Origin of the sequence: Streptomyces sp. DH37 (assembly GCF_029813835.1) — a bacterium.
Classification (GTDB): Bacteria; Actinomycetota; Actinomycetes; order Streptomycetales; family Streptomycetaceae; genus Streptomyces.
This window is the reverse complement of the sequence record NZ_JARVKV010000030.1, coordinates 19,640-35,479: the sequence shown is the minus strand read 5'-3', so window position 1 is coordinate 35,479 and position 15,840 is coordinate 19,640. Positions and strand designations below refer to the sequence as shown.

Sequence of the window (15,840 nt, the reverse complement as noted above, 5' to 3'; positions counted from 1 at the left end):
CTCAGCGGGTCAGCAGGACCTGCCTGCGGAAGAGGTGGAAGCCGCCGATTCGCACCCGTCCGACAGCAGCGCGCCGAACTCGCCGATCAGCCGCGCCGGCTCGGGGCCGTCGACGTGGAACCGGGCGGGCTTGGCCTTGTGTCCTGCTCGCTGCCCTGTTCCTGCCAGACAAGTTCCACGTAGTCCCAGGCCCGCGCGATCTGCTCGGGGTGAGGGCAGACGGCTTAGAGGTCCTGACAAAGGCGTTTCACGTGCCGGTGTGTGATGAGGCAGGTGGCGAGGCCGAGGAAGGCTTCATGGATGTCGTCTCGTCGTTCCCAGCGGATGCGGAGTCGCCGGAAGCCGTGCAACCAGGCGATGGTGCGCTCGACGACCCAGCGGTGCATCCCGAGGCCGGATCCGTGGTCGACACCGCGGCGGGCGATGACGGGTTTGATGCCCTGCGCCCAGACCAGGCGGCGGTACTTGTCGTGGTCGTAGCCGCGGTCGCCCAGGAGGATGTCGGGCCACCGGCGCGGCCTGCCCACGAGTCCCGGCACGGAGGGAATCTTCGCCAGGAGGGGCAGGAGCTGGGTGACGTCGCCCTCGGTTGCCGCCGGTCAGCGACACCGCGAGCGGGATGCCCTGGCCGTCGACGAGGACATGGTGCTTGCCGCCCGGCCGGGCGCGGTCGACCGGGCTGGGGCCGCTTTTGGGCCGCGCCGAGCGGCCCGCACGTGGGAGGAGTCGATCACCGCCCGCGACCAGTCCAGCCGCTTCGCGGCCCGCAGTCTCGCCAGCAGCACGAGATGCAGCCGGTCCCAGACGCCGGCCTCGTTCCAGGCCGCCAGCCGGCGCCAGCACGTCATGCCCGAGCCGAACCCCAGCTCCTGCGGCAGGTACTCCCACTGGATCCCGGTGTGCAGCACGAACAAAATCCCGCACAACGCCTGCCGGTCCGGAACCCGCGGCCGCCCCGCCACCAACTTCGGCCCCGGCTCAGGCAACAACGGCTCGACCAACGACCACAATTCGTCCGAGACGATCCACGGACGCGACTCCCTCTTCCACACACCAACCAACGAGTGACCAAACCGACAGCCACACCATCAGACACTTCTGTTAGCAGTTCTTACAGTCCCCCAGTTGAGGGAACTGGACCGCAAGGGGCGCTTGCGGTGCGGTCCGTGCTGTTCCGGGCCTGCGAGGTTGTGTGCTGCGGGGCGAGTGCACCGGTTGGGCCATCGGCATTCCCTCGTCCTCGTTCTCACGGTGGCCCGGACCGCTGTCGGCGCTCGATGGTTTTCGGGCTGGGTGTAACGGGTGCAGGGGTGCCGGACATCTACCGGGGCGGAGGGCAGATGGAATCGACGATCGAGGAACAGTTCACCGCCTTGTACCGGCGTCATCGAGAGGCAGTGGAGCGGTACGTGCTGCGGCGGGCCGGACCGGAGGAGGTGGGGGATGTGTTGGGGGAGGTCTTCCTGACCGCGTGGCGCCGGTTCGACCAGATACCGGATGAGCCGTTGCCGTGGCTGTACGGCGTGGCCCGGCGGGTGCTGGCCAACGACCGCCGCGCCGCCCGGCGCCGCACCAACCTGGAGGACTTACTGGCTGTCCAGCCGCACCGGCCCGATGCCGGGCACGCGGAGGAGGTAGCCGCCCGCACCGACCTGGCCCAGGCCTTCGGCCGACTCGGCACCGTGGACCAAGAGGTGCTGCGGCTGGCGCTGTGGGAGGAACTGACCCCCGCCGAGATCGCCCGGGTGCTGGGCCAGAGCAGCGTGGCGGTGCGGGTGCGGCTGCACCGTGCCCGCGGCCGGCTGCGCAGGCAACTCCAGGCGCACCCCGCCGCCTCCGCCCCGACCAGCACATCCGTCCAGCAGGAGGTCACCCATGCGCGACACTGACAGGCTGCTGCGCGGCCTGGATCCCGCCCGTAACAGCACCCCTGTGATGACCGATGCCGAAGCCGAGGCGCTGCTGGCCCGTATCACCGCCACCCCCCGCCAGCCGTCGTCTTCCCGCGCGCGGACCCGCCGACGTCCACTGGTGTGGACCGCGGCAGTCGCGGTCACCGCTATGGCGGTGGTCGGCGGCATCGGCCTGTTGGACAGCCCCGTCCAGACCCCCGCCTACGCCGCCACCCCGGCCCCACTCCACCTGCAGGACCCTGCAGGCACCCCGGCCGCGCAACTGCTCCGGCAACTGGCGAGCAAGGCGGAACAGCAAACGGCTCCAGCCGCACGCCAGGACGCCACGGCGCACTTCGCGTACGAGATGTGGTCACTGTTCACCACTATCGACGGCAAGCGGGTCACCTCCGAGGTCGTCCCGCAGCGCTATGAGACCTGGCACCGGCCCGACGGATCCACCCGCCAGGTCATCACATGGGACGGCGGTCGGGAGGCGGACGACTTCCCCGCGGGAGAGCAGCCCGCCCGGCCGCCCATAGGTGGGGGTGCGCAAGCCATGAAGGACTGGGTCCTCTCCCAGGGCGACGGTCGGGGAGCAGGCGCGTTCCTCAGCCGCCTCAACGAACGCGCTCTGAACACGATCCTGTCCCCGCGCCAGCAGGCCGGAGCGCTACGCGCGCTGGCCACATTCGACGGGGTGGAGTACCACGGCACCGTCCGGGACCGCTCCGGCAGGCCGGGCATGGCCTTCTCCACCGACTCCGACTTCGGCGGGCTGCCGAAGAAGCAGACCGTGATCTTCGCCCCGGACACGGGCAAGCTCCTGGCCTACGAGGAGATGCTCACGAAAGACGCCGGCGCACTGAACGTCAAGATCCCATCGGTCACCGAGTACGTCACCCACCTCGACCACGGCTACACACGCGGCGGCTGAAGAATTACCACAGGGCCCCTGATGCCCCCTCCCACCGCGTACGTGGTGGGAGGGGGCATCAGGGGCAGTGCTAGAGGCTCAGCCCACCGGCTATCCCTTTGCGGTGAAGCAGTCAGCCCGATTGTCGACGACACCACCGACGTACCTGTTCTTCATGTGCTGGGACTCAGACCACAGGTAGTCGGTGCAGCTGCTGTCGTCGCCGCTGCGGGTCCGTCCGTAGACAACGATGGTCTTTCCCCCGCCATTGACCCAGGAGGATGTCTTGTTGACGAAGTCGTACTTGGAAAAGTAGACCGGTTTTTCGTGGGTGGCGTTCCACTGCAGACGTCTCCCGCCGTAATTCTCGTACTGGTAAAAGCAGTACCAGTCGTTGCCGAATACCTCGGTCGGACAGCCCTCGTGGTCGCCAGCCACCCACTCTGCGACGAGGGGGCCCATCTGCGGTTTCCCGGCGAGCTTGGCCTGGAGCTTGCGTGCTGTGGGCGAACTGGTCGGCGCCTTTGCCTCTCCCGGGCGAGGGAAGGACATGATGACGGCTCCGCCCTCCCAGGAGATCTCGTAGGGACTGATCTGCGTGCCCCCCTCGGTGCTGGCGAGCACCTCATCGATCGACTCCTGCAGTGTCCCAGTAGGTGCTGCGGGGTCATCTGCCCCGGGCGCTTCAGACGCCTGGGCCTGGGTGATGCCCGCCAGACTTGCGATGGCGGTGACCGCCACGGCAGCGGTACGTAACGAGCGACGATTCGTACGCAAGGATTCCCCCTCATGAATGGTGGTTTTGGGCATGCCTAGACGGTGTCCCGTAAATTCTCAGGGACGTGTCGGCTGACCTGCTTGTTTGCTCGTCATCCGGTGAGGGTGAGGTTGTGCAGGCGGGCGATGCCGAGCATGGCGCGGTGGACGCCGTCGTCTCTGAGGCGGCAGTCGCGCAGGATCTTCCAGGTCTTCATGCGGGCGAAGGTGTGCTCGACGCGGGCGCGGACCCGGCGGTGGGAGGCGTTGTGCTCTTCCTTCCAGGCGGGCAGGTCCTCGTCCTGGTGCCGGCGGTAGTGCGGGATGGTCAGGCCGGTGCCGCGGTAGCCGCCGTCGGCGATCACTGTGGGGGTGGTGCCGACGGCGTCCTTGGCGCCGGATTCTTCCCAGGTCCGGCAGTCGTTGCGGTTGCCCGGCAGCGGCTTGCCGACGGCGACGACCAGGCGGGTGTCGGCATCGATGACGACCTGGTGGTTGGTGGAGTAGCGGTAGTTCTTGCTGGAGGCGGCCACGTTCCGGTCGCGGGTGGGGACCAGGGTGCCGTCCACGATGAGCACGGTGTTCTTGCGGTACCGCTTGCGGGGCTGGAGCGCGAGGGCCGGACCGAGGTGGTCGACGATCCGGTCGGCGGCCGACTTGGAGATCCCGAAGAGCGGGGCGAGCTGGCGCAGGGTGAGGTTGGTGGGCCAGTACGCGGCCACCAGCAGCACCCGGTCCTCCAACGGAAGCGACCACGGCCGGCCCCGGCGCACCGGGTCCGCTCCTTCCCGCCGCAGCGCGGTGACCAGCTTGGCGAACTGCCGCGGGCTCAGCCCGGTGAACGGGGCTATCCAGGACGGCTCCGACGCCGTGATCACACCAGCCACAACAAGATCATCTCATCCATGACCAGCAGTTACGGGACACCGTCTAGTAGCGCCAACTGACGACTTCTGTACGTCTGAGGTGCTGCCAGGCGGTCCGGGCATGAACACTGCATCACTGATCGATCACTCATAGCAATCAGTTTTAGGTCACGTTGATCACAGCACTTCGATTCCCTTCAGCACTGTCCAAGAGGATGAGGTCAGAAGCAGGTCGCCTGACCTGGGCTGATCAGGATGATGCCGCCCCCTTGGTAGACCGCGGTCAAGCCACGCGAGTCTCTCGGCGACCGTGGTGATCATGGAGTGGCAGTGATCTCTGGCCTGCGGCTTTGTCTGATACCGGGTGGTGTCGGCCTGTAAGCACTCCAGCATGCCACCGCACGGGGGTGTTCTCGGTCGCAGTCAAACCGTGCGAACAAGGGGCGGTACAGGGGCAAAGCGGACACCGCCAGTTGTGAGCGATCAAACTGCGCACCAGGGGTGGCTTCGCACGGTAGTCCCGGCCAGGAGGCCGGAGGAATCCGAGGCCACCCGGGTGGCGAAGGGCGGACGGAGTCGGACGGCAAGGTGAGCCACCCAGCCGACGCGTGGTGGTATTCGTGGTATGGACGACCGTCGACGCGTGGTGATCGTGGCCTATGAGAACGCGCAGATCCTGGATGTCGCCTGCCCCAGCGGTGCTCTGGACATCGCCAACCGCTACGGCGCGGCGCCGCCGTACACCATCGAGCTGAGCACTCTCGACGGCCGGACGGCGGGCACATCGGCCGGCATCGGCTTGGGACCGGGGCGGCGGCTGGCGGCGGTGACCGGCCGCCTGGACACCCTCGTCATCGTCGGCGGCCTCGGGGCGGAGACCGCCGCGCAGGACCGGCGGCTGCTGGCCCAGGTGCGCCGCCTGGCTGAACGCAGTCGGCGGGTGGCCTCGGTGTGCACCGGCGCGTACGTACTGGCGGCGGCCGGACTGCTCGACCACCGACGGGTGACCACGCACTGGGGGCATGGCAACCGGCTCGCCGAACGCCACCCGACCGTGACCGTGGACCCGGCTCCGCTCTTCGTACGCGACGGCAACGTCTACACCTCGGCCGGGGTCACCAGCGCACTGGACCTGACGTTGTCGCTGATCGAGGACGACCACGGGCCGACACTGGCGCGCGCGGTGGCCCGCGAACTGGTCACCTATCTGCACCGGCCGGCGGACCAGGCCCAGATCAGCATGTTCCTGGCGGATCCGCCGCCGGGGGAGAGACTCGTACACGACCTGACCGGCTACATCGCGGGCCATCTCGCCGACGACCTGTCCCCGAGGGCACTGGCCGAGCGGGCGGGAATCAGCACCCGGCACCTGACCCGCCTGTTCACGGCGCACCTGGGCACGACACCGGCACGTGCTGTACGAGCGGCCCGTGCGGAGGCCGCCGCCCACCTGCTGCGCTCCAGCGGCCTGCCGGTGGCGGCCGTAGCCCGGCGCTGCGGCCTCGGTTCGGCCGAGACCCTGAGGACGACGCTGCTGCGCCACTACGGCGTCGCGGGGGACGTGCTTCGCAGGATGCCGGACATGCCGAGGGCGCGCGTGCCCGCGCAGCGGCAGACTCCCCGCCATGGCAGACACAACGACACGTAGGACCGTACTGGGGGGCATGGCCGCCGGCGCGGCCCTGGCCACCGCCGGCGGCCTCACCACGGCCGGAGACGCGCAGGCCCGGCAGCGGCGCCGCCCGCGCACAGACGGACCCGAGATCGGGATCCTGCTGTACGACGGCTACAGCCTCCTGGATCCGACCGGGCCGGCCGAGGTGCTCTCCCGGCTGCCGGGCGCGACGGTCACGATGATCGGGCAACGCCGCGGTGCCGTCCGCACCGACACCAGGGACGTGGCCATACTGGCCGACCGCTCGATCGACGAGGTCGAGCGGTTGGACGTTCTGCTGGTACCCGGCGCCGGGGCGGACGGCACCGTCAACGCCATGAACAACCCCGCCCTGCTCTCCTGGATCCGCCGAACCAATCGATCCACCCGCTGGACGGTATCGGTCTGCACCGGCTCGCTCGTCCTGGCCGCAGCCGGCCTGCTGACAGGAGGCGAAGCGACGACTCACTGGGCCTCCGCCGACTACCTGAGCACCACGTTCGACGTCACCTACCTACCCGCGCGCTACGTCCGCTCGGGGAAGATCATCACAGCCGCCGGGGTCTCGGCGGGGGTGGACATGGCTCTGTACCTCGCAGCGCAGATGGCCGGCGAGACCGTGGCCAGAGCGATCCAGCTCGCCGTCGAGTACGACCCCCGGCCCCCGTTCGACTCCGGCAACGCCGCCGAAGCCGCCCCGGAACTCAAGGAGATGGCCCTACGGCTCCTCGAAGCCTCCCAGGCGCGGTAGGGCTCCGCCAGGTTCCCCCTGCCGGTTCCGTTCGGAAGACAGGGCGGGTGCGTGGACGTGCATGAAGGGGACGGGAGCCGGGCCGAGTCGGCCGTCAGTGAACTGACCGTGCAACTGCCCGCTGCGTTCTGGGCCTTCCACCGCCGGTGGGGACAGGCGGGAGTTGTACGGGTGGTCTACGGGTGAAAACACCACACGGCCGGTGCGCGGTGGGCCATGATCCCTCCCCATGAGAGCCGGGGGCAGCAGCCCCGCGGTGTTGGGGAGGAAGGAGCGGGCGGGGACGACCGACAAGATCACCGGCGGGCAGTGGGCGGTGCTGGAGCACCTCGCTGCGGCGGAGCGGGCCGGGGAGACGGTGCGGCAGACCTGGCTACCGGTGGGCGGCCCCTGGACGAGCGGGCGGTGCGGGCGCTGGAGTGGGTAGGGCTGTGCCGCACCGTCTCCGCCCCCGAGGTCCTGCGCGCCCACGCCGCCCGCCTGGAGGCGCTGGCCGGACAGGTGACCGCCCGCAACCGCCTGCACCACGCCTGTGGCCTCACCCACCCCCACCCCACCCCCTCCACCCCGACTGCCGAGACTCCGGTCGGCGCGGTGGCCCTGGAATGAGCAGCGGCCGAAGCCCCCGAGCGTGCCACCCCCCAAAGGTCGACCAGGCCCGGTCTGGCCCTACTGCCGGGTTTCGGTGTTCTTCCGGATGCCGGTGGCCACCTTCAAGTACCGGGGTCAGAGCAACAGCATCACTCTCCACAAGGCGGAGATGCCCAGTTCTCACGGACCGCCACCGAGTGTGGGACAGAGCCGTTTACTGGACAGGCCCCATGCCGACGCCTGCCAGGCTGCGGCGGTCCGGCGCCTTCTCGCGCCGGCGATCGCATCAGAGGGGCTCAGCTGTGGGGTGTCGCGCGACTTCGGCAACGTCTGTTTCAACAGGTGTACGCGAACATCCGCTGCGGATGAACGACACCGAGCACCGGTTCGGCGGACCCGAGCGGCCGCCCCGTCCCGCTGACACGGGCCGGGGCGGCCCGGTGCAGGCACGCACCTGGGGTCGCCGGTCAGGTCCAGGGGTTGGTGCAGCCCGTCGACCAGCGGTGGGAGCTGATCCTGTTGTTCGCGATGGCGTCGCCGTTGCCCCGGAAGCGGTTGTCGCGCAAGTCGTCGACGTAGTGCTCGCCCCAGGCCACGCAGCCGGTGCCACCGTCGTAGCCCGCGTTTTCAAAGAACTGGACGTTGTTGATGCCGCCGGCTTCCGACCCGGTGTTCAGCAGCGAGGTCGCCTTGTCGTTGGCGGGGCTGCGGAACGGACCGGCTGCGTCGTTCCAGTTGCTGTCGTCGCCCTTGGCCTCACCGAGGCGCTGGGAACAGTCCGTCGAGTCGTACGCCGTCACGTACCCGTCCCACGCCTTGAGGTTCCACAGGTAGGCACAGTTGGAGGCGGCGACCTTGTCCGGAGCCGCCTGGGCCGGGGCGGCGAGCATGGTGCCCGTCGTGAGGGTGATCGCTGCCGCCGTGAGGACGGCACGGAAATGGCGCATCGGTCTCTCCTTCGTTCGGTTTCGTTCAGTTTTCGCTCGGGGTGATCATTCGGTTCAGTGGCGGTGGTCCATACCGTCCGCTCGCCGCAGAGCCGCCAGCCTCATGCGGCTGCTGGTGGAGATCTCCTGGGCGTACCGCTCGCGCACGGGATCGCCGTAGTGGCGGTCCAGTTCCCGCAGGGTCGTCGTCAGTGAGGTCCTGCGCGCGCAGGTGGCCTCGGCGACGGCAAGAGCCACTTCGAGGCGGTGCGCGTCGGCGGCGTCCAGCCTCGCCGACCGCTCGTTCAGGTCGTCGTGCAGAGCGGCGGGATCGGCGTATGCGCGGCCGGTCGCCTTCCGAACGCAGGCGGACCACGCCTTCACAGCCTTTGTGAAGCGCGGGTCGCGCACCAGGCGCGGCGTGTACACGGGGACGAGGTTGGTGGCGACCTTGTCGGCGTGGAAGAAGACCTCCGTGTCGCCGTAGAGCTGCCGGCGGGCGGAGTGCACGCAGCCGCCGTCCTGGCTGCGGACGGACGCCCCGGTCGGCAGGCGCACCGACAGCATCCGCGCGTGCGGGCCTCCGGTGAGGGTGGCGAGGTACCTCTGCCGTTCGGCGGGAGACAGGCGGTTGCGGTACGGGATGTTGGGGTCGCGCTGCTTCGCCTTGAAGAACGACTGTCGCAGCCGCTCTCCGTACCCGTGCTCGCGCGCCCACCCGACGTCGTCCTGGACGAAGCGGTAGGTGAAGGCGTGGGCGGTGTCGGCGTCGACGCGGGGTGCGACCCAGTACCGGAAGCCCTTCCGTTCCATGCACGTCTGAATCAGGTGTTGTTCGGCGAGGTCGACGCGGTCCTGCTCGGCCCGGGTGAGTTCCCGTACCGGACCGGAAGGCTCGGTACCGGTGTGCTGGGACCCGGTGGATCCCGGTGCACATCCCGTCGGCCCGGCCAAGGCCGCCATCGCCGTGAGCACCATGGCCGCTGTGACGGCGGCCGGCCCATGGCGTCGTGGCCCGGCGCCTGTCTCCCCCGTTCCCATGCCACGCCCCCTTGTGAAGCCCTGATGCCTGCTTTCCGGATCAGGTCTAGCGGCTGGCCTTTGTTCGCGTTCGGGGCACTGGTGCCGAACAAACAACTCGTGAAAAATGTGGTACGGCCGTGAGGCTGTGATCAGGGGGACCGGGGGAGCGGGATGCCGCGCAAGGAACGACCGACAGACGCGGAGGGCGGCCCGTTACGGGAATTCGCGGCGGATCTGCGGCAGTTGCGGCACAAGGCGGGCAATCCGCCGTACCGGACGCTCGCGGAGCGGGTGAACTACTCGATCTCGACCTTGTCCCCCGCCGCGTCCGGGCGGCGGCTGCCGACTCGGGCGGTGACGCTCGCGTATGTCCGTGCCTGCGGCGGGGACGTGCGGGATCGGCAGAGGCATTGGCGTGAGGCAGCGAAGCTGCTCAGGGAAGGCCATGCCGCTCCCGACCCCCAGGAGGGATCTGGCAATCCCGCGCCGTACGCGGGATTGCGGTCGTTCAGGGAACAGGACGCCCAGTGGTTCTTCGGCCGGGAACGGCCGGTGGAGGAGTTGGCCGGACGGATGGAACGGCAGCCCTTCATCGTCGTCGTGGGGCTTCCGGTTCGGGCAGGTCGTCGCTCCTCAGGACGGGCCTGGTGCCGCGTGTGCGGGAGTCGGCCAGGGTGGTGGTGCTGACGCCGGGGCCTCGGCCGCTGGAGGAGAGTGCGGTGCAGCTCAGTGCCCTGACCGGCGCCGCACCGGGCGGGCCGGTCCTGCAACCGCTCGAACGCGAGACGCCCGGCGGCATCCCATACGACAAGCTCGCCGTCCAGCGCGGTCGTGTCCGGCAGCTGCTCGGCCCCGGCCACGATCTCCGGAAAGGCCGGCCCCATTTCCGTGCCGCGCCTGGAGCGCAGCACCACCCGGCCCGCGGCGACGGAGACGAGCGCCCGGAACCCGTCCTTCTCCAGTCTGCGGCATGTCTCAGGGACACCGAGTGGGAGGTCTGTTTCGGCACGGGCACAACGGCGGCGGAGTGCTGCGCGGTGACAGGGTGACACCCTTACGGCGAGACGGTCATCGTGCCTGGAGCCGGGGCCGGGTCGGCGTTCCTATGTCCCTTTGGAAGCGCAGCAGGCGACGTCCCTGACTGCTTGGCCGCAGCGTCTCACCGGTTGAAAGGCTGTCTGACCTGCCTCATTCCTTCAGGCGGGCATGGATGGCTTCGCTGATGGTCCGCACCGCACGGTCAACATCTCGCGCTGTGGCCTCGGGGGTGAGCTGTTCGGATTCGTAGATGAACGCTGTGGAGCCGCGCCGGCTGCCGCAGTAGTCGACGATGCCGTGCTCGATCTGCGTCCGCAGTGCGCTCTCGTATCCGTGGCGCTCGTATGCACCGGAGTCGTCGCCGGCGATGGGTAGAAGATGTGTGGTGAGGCCCTGCAGTTTCGGCTGCAGACCCGAAGCGGGGGAGTGTTCGAAGGCCCAGCCGTTGACGAAGACACGGTCGATCCACCCCTTCAACAGTGCAGGCATCGACCACCAGTACACGGGGAAGATCAGCACGAGATCGGTGGCGCGCTCAAGACGACGGTGTTCAGCCGCGACGTCGGCCGGATAGTTGCCGCCGTCGTGGTACGCCCGACGATCCGCCGGAGTGAACCGGGGGTCGAACCGCTCCTTGGCCAGGTCGGCGATCTCGACCGAACCGGGTTGAAGCGCTGCCTGAAGTTTTCCCAGCACGTGATGCGTCAGGGACCGGGGGTCGGGGTTGGCGGCGACCAGCAGGGTGTGCATCGATGGCTCCCGTTACGTGAGGATACGGACGTCGGCAAGTGGTGTGGATGTGCGGGATGGCGTGCGGTGCTCCGCTTCCCGGAGCCCGGTACGCCAGGCCAAGGCCCGCGGGACTCAGCACCGCCAGGCTTCCGCTGCCGTGGCCCGCAGGACGAAGTCCTCGAAGGTCCGCGGCGCGCACCCCAGCACGGTGGCGACGTCGTCCGACGTCCAGGCGGCGGCCCCGCGTTCAAGCAGCACGAACATCTCGGTGAGGTGCCGGGCCTCGTCCTCGCCCCAGCCCTCCTGGACCAACGTCGCGGTGTACTCGGCCGGGGAGATACGCCGGTGGACGATGGGCAGCCCGGACGCCCGGGAGATCAGCTCGACTGCCTCCGCCCAGGTCAGCCCGCGCGGCCCGGTCAGCTCATAGACCCGACCGGCGTGCTGTCCGGGCTCGGACAGCACTGCGGCCGCTACGTCGGCAACGTCCTCAAGGTCGATGAACGGCTCGGGGACCGCACCCGCCGGAAGCGCCGGCTCGCCGGCGGCCAGCGGGGCGCGGAAGGGGTGCCCGTCGAAGTTCTGGGCGAAGTTCGAGGCACGCAGGATGGTCCGTTCCAGCGCCGAGCTGCGCACGGCGTCCTCGGCCGAGCGCATGTCCAGACCGAACGCGGAGTCGCCCCAATCGTCGGCGCCGTGACCGGAGAGCAGGACCAGGCGCCGCACACCGGCGGCCTCGGCCCGCGCCACGAAGTCGTGCACCGGACCGGGCACGGGCGGAGGCACCACGTAGGCGGTGGTGACGCCCCGCAGGACCTGGTCCCAGCCGGCGGGGTGGAACCAGTCGAACGGGGTCCGACTGGAACGGGAGGCGGCGCGCACGGGCGTGTCGCGCAGCCGCAACCGGGCGGTCACCCGCCGGCCGGTGTTGCCCGTCGCGCCGAGGACAACAGTGATGGCGTTGCTCATGGCAGCGAGTCAACGGCATGCACCCGGACGGTTCCATAGGTAATACGCCAGATCACCTGGGTAATCGTCTGAATCGTTTAGCCTTGGCGGGTGGATGCTTTCGGCGACCTACTGCGCGGAGTGCGGGCCCAGGGTTCGTTGTTCGGCAGCTCGACCCTGACCCCGCCCTGGTCGCTGCACTTCGTGGACGGCGCGCCGCTGACCTTGTGCACCGTCCTCTCCGGAGGCGGCTGGATCGTGCCGGAGCGCCGCCCTCCCGAGCGTCTGGGCGTCGGCGAGACAGTGATCGTGCGGGGCCCCGCGCCGTTCCTCTTCGTCGACGAGGTGGGCACTCGGGCCGAACCCGTCGAGTGCGGCGCGTTCTGCTCGACGCCCGAGCAGGGCGGGACCCGCTACCGGCTTGGCTGGCACGACGCCGGTACCGGCGGGGAGGGCACGACGACCCTGGTCGTCGGCGCCTATCCGGTGCGCGGGGAGATCAGTCGCAGGCTGCTGGACGCGCTGCCCGTCGTACTGCGCGTGGGGTCCGGCGGCGGGCCCGACCCCGTGTGGGACCATCTCGCCGCCGAGGTCGCCGCCGACACCCCGGGCCAGCAGATCGTCCTCGACCGGCTGCTGGACTGGATGCTGGTGTGCGCGCTGCGCGAGTACTTCGACCGGCCCGGCGGTACTCCGCCGGGCTGGTACTCCGCCGGGCGCGACCCGGTGGTGGGCGGCGCGCTGCGCCTGCTGCACGGGGAACCGGCAGCGCCGTGGACGGTTGCCTCGCTGGCCAGCCGGACCGGGGTGTCGCGGGCCACGCTGGCGAAGCGGTTCACCGACCTGGTCGGCGAACCGCCCCTGACCTACCTCACCCATTGGCGCATGACGCTCGCGGCGGACCTGCTGACCGAGCGCGAGACGGCGACTGTCGCGGAGATCGCCCGCGCCGTGGGCTACTCCGACGCGTTCGCGTTCAGCGCGGCGTTCAAACGAATCCGCGGCATCAGCCCCAGCGCGTATCGGCGCACCGCGACGACCCCACCCCCACCCCCGCAGCCGGCCGGCACACCTCCATGACAAGGCCCCCAGCATCCGCCCCCTCGTCCAGGACCCTCCGCTGGTCAGCGAGATAGAGGTGCAACAGCCTCCGAGCGCTCACCCGCCCAGATGGACAGCAGGCGCTTCGACCGACAGGCAGCAATCACCCTGCCCGGCACACCTTCTCGTGTCTGGGGAACCGTCCCACTTCGGCTCCCCCGTCCACCCCGGCCGCAGATCCGGCACCGGGACGGCCACGCTCAGCATCGGCTCCGGCAACGTCGACGTCGCGCGTGATCCCTTCCACCGAGGACCCCAGTGCTGTCGCTTCGCTGCCGAGTCCCGCTAAGGGGTGAAGGCGGGAGGAGGTCCCGCCAGCAGGGAGGTACTGCTGTGATCGTCCGACTCGTGGGCGGCCCGCTCGGTGGCCGCGAGCTGTCGATTCCGGGCCCGTGGGCTGGGGGCCGGCTCACGGCTGGTGACGCCGACTGGGGTCTGTATGCCCCGGTGCACCACGACCCGGTCACCGGCGTCGTCCTTGCGGAGGTCCGCGTCACCGCGCCCCGCCGGCAGTAGCCGCGGCTTGGCTCGCGACACCATCGGCCTTGCAACACGGAACCGCGTTGCACTTCTGCCCTGCTGCAACATCGCCCAGAGCCGGGGCAGGGCACGCGTTGCACCCCGCGTTGCACCTGACCGCCAGCCCGTACGACAGCAGAAGACCCCGGGCGCTGCCATGACGGCCCGGGGCCTGCGCACCGGTGTGTCCGCCAGATCAACGACCTGCGGCCTGCGGCGTCACGCCCACTCCACCCCCAGCTCCCGCAGTGCGTTCCGCTGCTCCTGGGTGAGCTTGTCGCGCCTGGACTTGGTGTTCGAGACCCACACTGTGGGTTCTCGCCTGTGAGAGGGGGTGTCGGGTGAACTGCGGGGGTGTGCGTGGGGGAGTGGTGGTTACGTTCGGCATGTGGAACGCATCTACGCGGGTGAGGACGACATCCGGAGTGACCCTGGCGTGGCCGATCCGCCTGGCCCCCGTTGCCGGGCCTTGACCTGCTTGAGTGCCCGGACAGGTCTTCCCTTCGCGCACGCGGGGCAGTCCAGGCCGCCGACCTGGGGATATAGGAGATGCTGACACGGAGAGCGGAGTAATGCGTTCCGCTTTCGGGTAGTGACCCAGTGTGAACAGCATGTTGAGGATCAGGGAAGAGGGTGCCACCGCCGAACGCGTGTGGCCCGTGGTGACGGCCATGGTCGGGGATCTGCGGCGGCGGACGCCGCGAATGCTGGGCTTCCCGGCCAACCTCGCCTGGGACGCCTCCTCCGCACACAGCCTGCTGTCCATGATGATCAACAACGCCGGTGATCCGTCGGCCCATGACGACTCGGGAAACGACGCCAAAGCCTTCGAGCAGGCGGTGCTGTCCTGGTTCACCGACATCGCGGGCGGAGACCGGGACACCTATGGATACGTCACGGCCTCCGGCAGCGAGGGCATCCTGTTCGGCCTGTTCGTCGCACGGCACAGGTTCCCCCGAGCGCCGGTGTACCTCTCGGCGGACGCGCACCACAGCGTCCGCAAGGCGGCCGCCATCCTGCGGATGGAAACCGTCACCGTGCCCTGCCGGGACGACGGGACGATGGAACCGGCAGTATTGGCACGCCTGTGCCACGAGGCCCGGAGGGCAAAGGGCGGGCGGAGCGGGGACGGCGCGGTGGTCGTGGCCACGATCGGCACGGTGATGCGCGGAGCCGTCGACGACCTGCCCGCACTGCGGGACGCCGGCAGCGAGGCGGGTGGTGTCCACCTCCACGCGGACGCCGCCCTGGGAGGTCTGGTGGCCGCCTTCTCCCGCCCGGAGCCCGCCTGGAACCTCGCCCACGGTGCCGACAGTGTGTCGGTGAGCGGGCACAAACTACTGGGCTGTCCGGTGCCGTGCGGCGTCGTGCTGACGCGTCGGCGGTTCCTGCCGCCGCAGCCGACCGGCCAGTACCTCGGTGCTCCCGACCACACCCTGGGCTGCTCCCGCAGCGGCCTCGCCGTCGCCTTGCTGTGGTGTCGGCTGCGCGAGATGGGCACGCGAGGCCTACGAGAGACCGTCGGCCGCTGCCAGCAGACTGCCCAGTACGCCACCAAAGCCCTGGCGGCGGTGGGGGCACGTCCTGAGCGCTTCCCCGGCGCCCTCACCGTCACCTTCGACCGACCCGACTCACCCACCTGCGCCACCTGGCACCTGGCCACCGAGGGTGACCGTGCCCACCTGGTAGCCATGCCACACGTGACACCGAAGGCCATCGACATGCTATGTGCCGACCTCAGGTAGCCGGCTGCGAGGGCGGCGGCCGCGGTGACGACGACGCCCATCACGACCACCGCATCCCGATCGCGGACAGCAGCTCCACCCGCTCCGGGGCCAGCGCCGCCGAACTCACCAAGGACGGACCCAAGGGAGACGGCGAGGTGCACGTCGGCACGATGCACCGCTTCAAGGGTCTCGAGTACCAGAAGCTGGCCATCGTCGGAGCACGACGGCGTCATCCCCCGCACGGAGGTCATCGAGCGCTACCGCGCCACCGACCCCCAGCGCTGTGCCCGCGAAGAACTCCGGGCGCGCTCGCTGCTCCTCATGGCCGCGGCCCGCGCCCGCGATACCCTCCGCATCAGCTGGCACGACGAGCCGAGCCCGTACCTGCTGCTCTGAGCAG

Annotated in this window: 15 protein-coding genes and 4 pseudogenes; 10 read left to right on the top strand and 9 right to left on the bottom strand. The window is 69.7% G+C overall.

What is annotated here, in order from left to right:
* Window positions 1-224: 224 nt before the first annotated feature.
* Window positions 225-1,052, bottom strand: a pseudogene (locus QC029_RS16830) (IS5 family transposase).
* Window positions 1,053-1,340: 288 nt separating this feature from the next.
* Between QC029_RS16830 and QC029_RS16825 the strand changes: the two are divergent.
* Window positions 1,341-1,889, top strand: a complete 549-nt coding sequence (locus tag QC029_RS16825; protein ID WP_279556488.1) for an RNA polymerase sigma factor — start codon at window positions 1,341-1,343, stop codon at window positions 1,887-1,889.
* Window positions 1,876-2,829: a CU044_5270 family protein gene (locus tag QC029_RS16820; RefSeq protein ID WP_279556487.1), complete on the top strand. Its 954-nt coding sequence runs from the start codon at window positions 1,876-1,878 to the stop codon at window positions 2,827-2,829. The genes QC029_RS16825 and QC029_RS16820 overlap by 14 nt, the downstream gene beginning before the upstream one ends.
* 90 nt (window positions 2,830-2,919) lie before the next feature.
* Here the strand turns inward: QC029_RS16820 and QC029_RS16815 are convergent, their stop codons facing one another.
* Both QC029_RS16815 and QC029_RS16810 read right to left on the bottom strand, forming a co-directional pair.
* Window positions 2,920-3,618, bottom strand: a complete 699-nt coding sequence (locus tag QC029_RS16815; RefSeq protein WP_279556486.1) for a peptidase inhibitor family I36 protein — start codon at window positions 3,616-3,618, stop codon at window positions 2,920-2,922.
* Between the two features lie 59 nt (window positions 3,619-3,677).
* The gene (locus tag QC029_RS16810) at window positions 3,678-4,451 is read right to left on the bottom strand and encodes a transposase (protein ID WP_279556485.1); all 774 of its coding nucleotides are present in this window, start codon (window positions 4,449-4,451) and stop codon (window positions 3,678-3,680) included.
* 604 nt (window positions 4,452-5,055) lie between these two features.
* On the opposite strand from QC029_RS16810, the gene QC029_RS16805 reads away from it, so the two are divergent.
* From QC029_RS16805 to QC029_RS16790, 4 genes are all read left to right on the top strand, one after another.
* Window positions 5,056-6,078, top strand: coding sequence for a DJ-1/PfpI family protein (locus QC029_RS16805; RefSeq protein WP_279556484.1), 1,023 nt, complete (start codon window positions 5,056-5,058; stop codon window positions 6,076-6,078).
* Window positions 6,056-6,835, top strand: a complete 780-nt coding sequence (locus QC029_RS16800) for a DJ-1/PfpI family protein (protein ID WP_279556483.1) — start codon at window positions 6,056-6,058, stop codon at window positions 6,833-6,835. Before QC029_RS16805 ends, QC029_RS16800 begins: the two co-directional genes overlap by 23 nt.
* 229 nt (window positions 6,836-7,064) lie before the next feature.
* Complete coding sequence (locus QC029_RS16795; protein ID WP_279556482.1) at window positions 7,065-7,262, top strand: hypothetical protein; 198 nt, start codon at window positions 7,065-7,067, stop codon at window positions 7,260-7,262.
* A complete protein-coding gene (locus QC029_RS16790) occupies window positions 7,241-7,444 on the top strand; it encodes a hypothetical protein (protein ID WP_279556481.1) in 204 nt (67 codons plus the stop codon). Before QC029_RS16795 ends, QC029_RS16790 begins: the two co-directional genes overlap by 22 nt.
* Before the next feature lie 449 nt (window positions 7,445-7,893).
* On the opposite strand, the gene QC029_RS16785 is transcribed toward QC029_RS16790, so the two are convergent.
* Window positions 7,894-8,373, bottom strand: coding sequence for a hypothetical protein (locus QC029_RS16785; protein WP_279556480.1), 480 nt, complete (start codon window positions 8,371-8,373; stop codon window positions 7,894-7,896).
* A gap of 54 nt (window positions 8,374-8,427) precedes the next feature.
* Window positions 8,428-9,165: a hypothetical protein gene (locus QC029_RS16780; RefSeq protein WP_279556479.1), complete on the bottom strand. Its 738-nt coding sequence runs from the start codon at window positions 9,163-9,165 to the stop codon at window positions 8,428-8,430.
* Window positions 9,166-9,546: 381 nt separating this feature from the next.
* Here QC029_RS16780 and QC029_RS31120 point away from each other — a divergent pair.
* Window positions 9,547-10,100 (top strand): annotated as a pseudogene (locus QC029_RS31120) (helix-turn-helix domain-containing protein); the annotation flags it as partial.
* A 45-nt stretch (window positions 10,101-10,145) separates the two neighbouring features.
* Here the strand turns inward: QC029_RS31120 and QC029_RS31110 are convergent.
* The 3 genes and pseudogenes from QC029_RS31110 to QC029_RS16760 form a co-directional block, all read right to left on the bottom strand.
* A pseudogene (locus tag QC029_RS31110) lies at window positions 10,146-10,427 on the bottom strand (ATP-dependent DNA ligase); the annotation flags it as partial.
* 136 nt (window positions 10,428-10,563) lie between these two features.
* Window positions 10,564-11,163, bottom strand: coding sequence for an NAD(P)H-dependent oxidoreductase (locus QC029_RS16765; protein ID WP_279556478.1), 600 nt, complete (start codon window positions 11,161-11,163; stop codon window positions 10,564-10,566).
* 114 nt (window positions 11,164-11,277) lie between these two features.
* The gene (locus QC029_RS16760) at window positions 11,278-12,114 is read right to left on the bottom strand and encodes an NAD(P)H-binding protein (protein ID WP_279556477.1); all 837 of its coding nucleotides are present in this window, start codon (window positions 12,112-12,114) and stop codon (window positions 11,278-11,280) included.
* 90 nt (window positions 12,115-12,204) lie between these two features.
* Here QC029_RS16760 and QC029_RS16755 point away from each other — a divergent pair, with 90 nt between their 5' ends.
* Window positions 12,205-13,173 (top strand): AraC family transcriptional regulator, encoded by a 969-nt coding sequence (locus tag QC029_RS16755; protein WP_279556476.1) that lies wholly within the window; start codon window positions 12,205-12,207, stop codon window positions 13,171-13,173.
* A gap of 759 nt (window positions 13,174-13,932) precedes the next feature.
* On the opposite strand, the gene QC029_RS16750 is transcribed toward QC029_RS16755, so the two are convergent.
* Window positions 13,933-14,022: a helicase gene (locus QC029_RS16750; protein ID WP_279556475.1), complete on the bottom strand. Its 90-nt coding sequence runs from the start codon at window positions 14,020-14,022 to the stop codon at window positions 13,933-13,935.
* A gap of 302 nt (window positions 14,023-14,324) precedes the next feature.
* Between QC029_RS16750 and QC029_RS16745 the strand changes: the two genes are divergently transcribed.
* Window positions 14,325-15,458: a pyridoxal-dependent decarboxylase gene (locus QC029_RS16745; protein WP_279556474.1), complete on the top strand. Its 1,134-nt coding sequence runs from the start codon at window positions 14,325-14,327 to the stop codon at window positions 15,456-15,458.
* Window positions 15,459-15,535: 77 nt separating this feature from the next.
* Window positions 15,536-15,836 (top strand): annotated as a pseudogene (locus QC029_RS31205) (3'-5' exonuclease); the annotation flags it as partial.
* Between the last annotated feature and the right edge of the window lie 4 nt (window positions 15,837-15,840).

Coding starts and splice junctions, on each gene's coding strand:
- QC029_RS16825 (WP_279556488.1), top strand. CDS start 1,341: ATGGAATCGACGATCGAGGAACAGTTCACCGCCTTGTACCGGCGTCAT.
- QC029_RS16820 (WP_279556487.1), top strand. CDS start 1,876: ATGCGCGACACTGACAGGCTGCTGCGCGGCCTGGATCCCGCCCGTAAC.
- QC029_RS16815 (WP_279556486.1), bottom strand. CDS start 3,618: ATGCCCAAAACCACCATTCATGAGGGGGAATCCTTGCGTACGAATCGT.
- QC029_RS16805 (WP_279556484.1), top strand. CDS start 5,056: ATGGACGACCGTCGACGCGTGGTGATCGTGGCCTATGAGAACGCGCAG.
- QC029_RS16800 (WP_279556483.1), top strand. CDS start 6,056: ATGGCAGACACAACGACACGTAGGACCGTACTGGGGGGCATGGCCGCC.
- QC029_RS16795 (WP_279556482.1), top strand. CDS start 7,065: ATGAGAGCCGGGGGCAGCAGCCCCGCGGTGTTGGGGAGGAAGGAGCGG.
- QC029_RS16785 (WP_279556480.1), bottom strand. CDS start 8,373: ATGCGCCATTTCCGTGCCGTCCTCACGGCGGCAGCGATCACCCTCACG.
- QC029_RS16780 (WP_279556479.1), bottom strand. CDS start 9,165: ATGGAACGGAAGGGCTTCCGGTACTGGGTCGCACCCCGCGTCGACGCC.
- QC029_RS16765 (WP_279556478.1), bottom strand. CDS start 11,163: ATGCACACCCTGCTGGTCGCCGCCAACCCCGACCCCCGGTCCCTGACG.
- QC029_RS16760 (WP_279556477.1), bottom strand. CDS start 12,114: ATGAGCAACGCCATCACTGTTGTCCTCGGCGCGACGGGCAACACCGGC.
- QC029_RS16745 (WP_279556474.1), top strand. CDS start 14,325: ATGTTGAGGATCAGGGAAGAGGGTGCCACCGCCGAACGCGTGTGGCCC.